Genomic DNA, 5519 nt, shown 5'->3' with positions numbered 1-5519 from the left:
GGCGGCAATAGCGCGGTGGTCCCACCTGACCCCATGCCGAACTCAGAAGTGAAACGCCGTAGCGCCGATGGTAGTGTGGGGTCTCCCCATGCGAGAGTAGGACACTGCCAGGCATCAAACAAAGCCGAAAGCCCTGAACTGACGTTCAGGGCTTTTTGCTGTGCGTAAAATAAATATCCTGACAGTATCTATTACTTTGAAAAATGCCTTTTTGGGCATATGTAGCTTATCCTTATAAGGAAGCATAATGTTTCTTTACTAGGGAAATAGCCAGCTAAATATATAATTGATAGTTCCAGATTATTATTTAAATAATAAAAATATCTATCTATGAACAGACTGATGAGAATTATCCGGTTATATCAAAGATAAGTCTTAATTCTTCAGTGTATTAGTCGATAAATTTCACGTTAATTAAAACAAATATTAGCCAGACGCCTCGAATCGAGTAGACTAGGCGGAAGATTATTTCCGTATGGGTACTGAACGTTATGTCTACTGAAAGCGCGTCTTTAAAAAACCACAATACGTTTGCGCTCCCGGTCAACGCAGCGCACCTGATCATGGCCGATAGAATTGAGCTGATGCTCAAGGTGTGGCAACAAACGCGCAAGCGTCAGGAGCCGTTGCTGATTCTCGGTGAAGGTAGCAACGTGCTGTTCCTGGAGGATTTTTCTGGCACAGTAATGGTCAATCAGTTGAAGGGCATTGATGTTCGGGAAGATAACGATGCCTGGTATCTCCACGTCAGCTCCGGTGAAAATTGGCATGACCTGGTGCAATATACGCTGCAGGCCGGGATCTGCGGTCTGGAAAACCTGGCGTTGATTCCTGGATTGGCCGGTTCCGCCCCTATCCAGAACATCGGCGCCTACGGCGTCGAATTGAAAGACGTCTGCGAGTATGTCGATCTGCTGGACTTCTCTACCGGCGCTATCGATCGTATTCCGGCTGCCGAGTGTGGTTTTGGCTACCGGGAAAGTATTTTCAAACACCGTTTCCAGACCGGACATGTCATTGTCGGGCTGGGTCTGCGTCTCAACAAACAGTGGCAACCTAAATTGAGCTACGGCGATCTGGCCAAGCTGGATCCTGCCACGGTGACGCCACTTCAGGTATTTGAATCCGTATGCGCCATGCGCCGCAGCAAACTGCCCGATCCGCGTGAAACCGGCAATGCCGGCAGCTTCTTCAAGAATCCGCTGGTGAACGCAGAGAAAGCCGCAGAACTCATCGCTCAATATCCCGGTATGCCGCATTATCCACAGCAGGATGGCCAGGTGAAGCTGGCCGCCGGATGGCTTATCGATCAATGCGAACTGAAAGGATATCGTATCGGTGGCGCTGCGGTACACCGCCAACAAGCGCTGGTGCTGGTGAACATCGCCAACGCCCACAGTCAGGATGTGGTGGCGTTGGCGCGCCACGTACGCAAGACGGTGGCTGATAAATTCGGCGTGTGGCTGGAACCTGAGGTGCGTTTTATTGGCGCGACCGGTGAACTGAATGCCGTGGCGGTGCTGTCATGAAAGATACCAAGGTTCCGTTAAAACTGATCGCGCTGCTGGCTGACGGCGAATTCCATTCCGGTGAACACCTCGGTGAGTCACTGGGCATGAGTCGCGCGGCGATCAATAAGCATATTCAGACCATTCGCGAATGGGGACTGGATGTCTTTACCGTGCCCGGAAAAGGCTATAGCCTGCCTGGCGCCATCCAGCTGTTGGAAGCCAAGCGAATCCTCAGCCTGCTGGAAGACAAGCGTGTAAGCGTGTTGCCGGTGGTCGATTCCACCAACCAATACTTGCTGGACCGCATCGACGAATTGCACTCTGGTGATGCCTGCGTCGCTGAATACCAACAGGCTGGACGAGGGCGCCGCGGGCGGCAGTGGATCTCGCCATTCGGCGCTAATTTATATCTGTCGATGTTCTGGCGACTGGAGCAGGGGCCGGCAGCGGCTATGGGGCTTAGCCTGGTGATCGGGATAGTGATGGCGGAGGTCTTGCAGCGCCTCGGTGCGGCTGATGTGCGCGTGAAGTGGCCTAACGATCTTTATCTGAACGATCGTAAATTGGCGGGGATCCTGGTCGAACTGACGGGAAAAACCGGCGATGCGGCTCAACTGGTCATCGGCGCCGGCATCAACCTGGCGATGCGTGATACCAATGCCAGCGCCATTACTCAGGGATGGATTAACCTACAGGAAGCGGGAATTCAGATCGATCGCAATGAACTGGCTGCAACCTTGCTTAATGAACTGCGTCAGTCATTGAAACAATTTGAGATAGACGGACTCGCGCCCTTTATCGGTCGCTGGCGTACCCTGGATAACTTTATCGACAGGCCGGTCAAGCTGCTGATTGGCGAGCGGCAGATTGTGGGTATCGCCCGAGGAATCGATTCACAGGGCGCACTGTTGCTGGAACAGGACGGGGAGATCAAGCCCTTCATCGGTGGCGAGATATCGCTGCGCAGCGCGGAATAGTGAGAAAAGACAAGGGGACAGTAACGTCCCCTGAATCGATCGGTAGGCTTACTTTCTTAAACGCACGCTTTCAACGGCGTGGTTAGCGCTTTTGGTCATTATCAGGCTGGCGCGTTCACGGGTGGGCAGTATATTCTGCTGCAAATTCAATCCGTTAATTTCATTCCATAATTGCGTGGCGATATTAATCGCCTCCGGTTCCGGCAATTTTGAATAATTATGGAAATAAGAATCGGGATTGGAAAATGCGCCCTGGCGGAATTTCAGAAAACGATTGATATACCAGCTTTGCAATAGCGTCTCCGGCGCATCGACATATATAGAGAAGTCGACAAAGTCGGAAACGAATACGCGATGCGGATCGTGAGGATAATCCATACCGCTTTGCAATACGTTAAGCCCTTCCAGGATCAGAATATCCGGTTGCTCGATGACTTTATTACCTTCGGGCACAACGTCATAGATCAAATGGGAATAAACCGGAGCGGTGACGCGTTTGGCGCCGGATTTCACTTCCGACACGAATTTCACCAGGCTATGCATATCGTAAGACTGCGGGAAGCCTTTTTTCTTCATCAGGCCGCGTTCGTTCAGCACCTTATTAGGGTGCAAGAAGCCGTCGGTCGTGATCAACTCAACGCTGCGGTGTTCTGGCCAACGGCTCAACAACGCCTGCAACAGACGTGCGGTTGTGCTCTTACCTACGGCTACGCTGCCGGCGATGCCGATGACATAGGGAATCTTTTGCCCGTCGGTGCCGAGGAATTGCTCGAGCACCGCCTGCCTACGCAGGTTGGAACTGATATAGAAGTTCAACAGCCGTGACAGCGGCAGATAAATCTGCGCAACTTCTTCCAACGAGAGATCTTCGTTAATCCCTTTCAGTTTAACGATCTCTTCTTCCGACAACGTCAGCGGCACCGAATCTCGCAACGCAGCCCATTGGGTACGATCGAACTGTAGGTAAGGCGTTGCTAAAGATTGATCTCTTTTTATCATAAGCCAAATTCTGCCTGTTAACGCAGGTTGGGAAAGGCGCCGGACGCCAACTCCAGAGAATAAACAAGCTGCATATTATAGACAGCTTCGTTTTTGGCGTAGACTTTTTTCGCAAAAGTTGTCGATAGGCAGCAGTTTATGTCAATTGTGCGAAGCGGCGCGCAGTTGATAAAGCGGGGTTGCAAGGCGGTATCATCAGAGCCGGATACCGCCTGAAGACTAACTGGCGATGGCGCGCGAAGGCTGATTTACGGTGAACAGACGTTTGTAATAAATGACGGTCGGATGGTAATGCCCATCGGGACCCGCTGCATAATCCGGCAGCTCACCCAAACAGCGATAACCCAGGCTGCGATAAAGCGCTTCTGCCGCCGAACCGGCCTGCGTATCCAGATACAATAGCCCGCGTTGCTGCTGCAGTGCCGCGTACTCCAGCGTCTTCATCAGAGCCTGACCTACGCCGTTGCGGCGAGCACGGCTATGCACCAACAGCTTCACCACCTCCGCACGATTACGGCCGTTCGGCTTCTGGCAAAGCTCGAGTTGCACGGTGCCAACGACGCCGCGATCGTCACGGGCAATCCACAGCAGCAGCTCACCTTTGGCCAGGGCCGGTCGCAGACTGTGGAAGTAGCTCTCGGCGTCTTCGTGAGGAATTAAGGTGTCGTAACCGACAGAAGCGCCGTGCGTGACGGCATCGGTCAACAGGCGGGCCAATTCATCGCGGTAAATCGGCAACGTAGCGGCGTTGATAGGCACTATTTTCATCGGTCATTCCTCCTGGGATGGGGGTAATGAAGAGAAGCAATAACTGAGCCACAGCGGCGAAAGGCATAGCAACGGCAAAAGGGCGAGGGATCAGTGTAGCCCACGCCGCAGTCCGGGGCAGGTATCCCCTTTTTGGTGCATCGATCCCGCTCACAGTTTACCATCGCGGGTTAAGTGTTTTGAGAAGCCCGACACGGAGAAAGCGGCGCTCAAGGCTTGCAAAAAGTGGATAAAATTGTAGAGAATGATTGCCGCGAGTGATGAATGTTTGCACGCCGCAGGCTGCAAATTGCATGACAGTATGCAAAATTGACTGATTTATGAGCGAAAGTGCGCGTAAAGCAATTTTTTTGTTGCATAGGTCGCCCGCTCTACCTAGAATGCGCTGCACTTGATGCCGGCTTAGCTCAGTAGGTAGAGCAACTGACTTGTAATCAGTAGGTCACCAGTTCGATTCCGGTAGCCGGCACCATTCAAGTCACAAGTAGTTAAAATCTGGTGGGGTTCCCGAGCGGCCAAAGGGAGCAGACTGTAAATCTGCCGTCACAGACTTCGAAGGTTCGAATCCTTCCCCCACCACCAAATCTTGCCTTCGGCGATTAACTGAGATGCGATAAATACCGCAACGGTTGATGGCGGGAGGAGAGGGCGAAAGCCTTCGGCAAGGTTCGAGCTGTGCAGCGCAAGGCGCAGCCGGCCCGAAGGATGCGAGCCGAGTGATGAACAATCCTGCTCCATCCCAAAATTCTACAGAAAAATCAGGTAGCCGAGTTCCAGGATGCGGGCATCGTATAATGGCTATTACCTCAGCCTTCCAAGCTGATGATGTGGGTTCGATTCCCACTGCCCGCTCCAAGATGTGCTGATATAGCTCAGTTGGTAGAGCGCACCCTTGGTAAGGGTGAGGTCGGCAGTTCGAATCTGCCTATCAGCACCACTTCTTAATTTCTCGCCCCCTGATTTTCTTTCTGTTCTGGATTCAACGAGCAAATGCTTGGTTGATGTGGTGATACCACCGATTTATCCGTGTCTTAGAGGGACAATCGATGTCTAAAGAAAAGTTTGAACGTACAAAACCGCACGTTAACGTCGGTACTATCGGCCACGTTGACCACGGTAAAACTACCCTGACTGCAGCGATCACTACCGTACTGGCTAAAACCTACGGCGGTTCTGCACGTGCTTTCGACCAGATCGATAACGCGCCAGAAGAAAAAGCTCGTGGTATCACCATCAACACCTCCCACGTTGAGTATGACACCCC

5 protein-coding genes, 4 tRNA genes, 1 rRNA gene and 1 other RNA gene are annotated in these 5519 nt (G+C 52.2%); 9 read left to right on the top strand and 2 right to left on the bottom strand.

Annotated elements, in window-relative coordinates; translation table 11 throughout:
* The 3 genes from rrf to birA form a co-directional block, all read left to right on the top strand.
* Positions 1 to 113, top strand: a 5S ribosomal RNA gene (rrf, locus tag ACJ8IJ_RS23865); the annotation flags it as partial.
* Positions 114 to 491: 378 nt separating this feature from the next.
* A complete protein-coding gene (gene murB, locus ACJ8IJ_RS23860; RefSeq protein WP_004929433.1) occupies positions 492 to 1529 on the top strand; it encodes a UDP-N-acetylmuramate dehydrogenase in 1038 nt (345 codons plus the stop codon).
* Complete coding sequence (gene birA, locus ACJ8IJ_RS23855) at positions 1526 to 2488, top strand: bifunctional biotin--[acetyl-CoA-carboxylase] ligase/biotin operon repressor BirA (RefSeq protein ID WP_442518969.1); 963 nt, start codon at positions 1526 to 1528, stop codon at positions 2486 to 2488. The genes murB and birA overlap by 4 nt, the downstream gene beginning before the upstream one ends.
* Before the next feature lie 48 nt (positions 2489 to 2536).
* Here birA and coaA read toward each other — a convergent pair whose 3' ends face one another.
* Together coaA and ACJ8IJ_RS23845 are read right to left on the bottom strand one after the other, a co-directional pair.
* Positions 2537 to 3487, bottom strand: a complete 951-nt coding sequence (gene coaA / locus ACJ8IJ_RS23850) for a type I pantothenate kinase (RefSeq protein ID WP_025304936.1) — start codon at positions 3485 to 3487, stop codon at positions 2537 to 2539.
* 219 nt (positions 3488 to 3706) lie between these two features.
* Positions 3707 to 4255 (bottom strand): GNAT family N-acetyltransferase, encoded by a 549-nt coding sequence (locus ACJ8IJ_RS23845; RefSeq protein WP_004929422.1) that lies wholly within the window; start codon positions 4253 to 4255, stop codon positions 3707 to 3709.
* Positions 4256 to 4651: 396 nt separating this feature from the next.
* On the opposite strand from ACJ8IJ_RS23845, the gene ACJ8IJ_RS23840 reads away from it, so the two are divergent.
* From ACJ8IJ_RS23840 to ACJ8IJ_RS23815, 6 genes are all read left to right on the top strand, one after another.
* A tRNA-Thr gene (locus tag ACJ8IJ_RS23840) sits at positions 4652 to 4727 on the top strand.
* Positions 4728 to 4752: 25 nt separating this feature from the next.
* A tRNA-Tyr gene (locus ACJ8IJ_RS23835) sits at positions 4753 to 4837 on the top strand.
* 46 nt (positions 4838 to 4883) lie between these two features.
* Positions 4884 to 4999, top strand: a non-coding RNA gene (locus tag ACJ8IJ_RS23830) — RtT sRNA.
* Between the two features lie 36 nt (positions 5000 to 5035).
* Positions 5036 to 5110 (top strand) — tRNA-Gly (locus ACJ8IJ_RS23825).
* A 6-nt stretch (positions 5111 to 5116) separates the two neighbouring features.
* Positions 5117 to 5192, top strand: a tRNA-Thr gene (locus ACJ8IJ_RS23820).
* Positions 5193 to 5301: 109 nt separating this feature from the next.
* Positions 5302 to 5519: GTP-binding protein (locus tag ACJ8IJ_RS23815; protein ID WP_045142993.1), on the top strand; the 218-nt coding region annotated here is incomplete at its 3' end.

The organism is Serratia sp. CY40230 (genome assembly GCF_052168835.1).
GTDB lineage: Bacteria > Pseudomonadota > Gammaproteobacteria > Enterobacterales > Enterobacteriaceae > Serratia > Serratia nematodiphila.
The sequence above is the reverse complement of the archived record's forward strand: the minus strand, read 5'-3'. Positions and strand labels throughout refer to the sequence as shown.

Bases quoted from the DNA above. Each gene is read 5' to 3' on its own strand.
- murB (WP_004929433.1), top strand. From the start codon at position 492: ATGTCTACTGAAAGCGCGTCTTTAAAAAACCACAATACGTTTGCGCTC.
- birA (WP_442518969.1), top strand. From the start codon at position 1,526: ATGAAAGATACCAAGGTTCCGTTAAAACTGATCGCGCTGCTGGCTGAC.
- coaA (WP_025304936.1), bottom strand. From the start codon at position 3,487: ATGATAAAAAGAGATCAATCTTTAGCAACGCCTTACCTACAGTTCGAT.
- ACJ8IJ_RS23845 (WP_004929422.1), bottom strand. From the start codon at position 4,255: ATGAAAATAGTGCCTATCAACGCCGCTACGTTGCCGATTTACCGCGAT.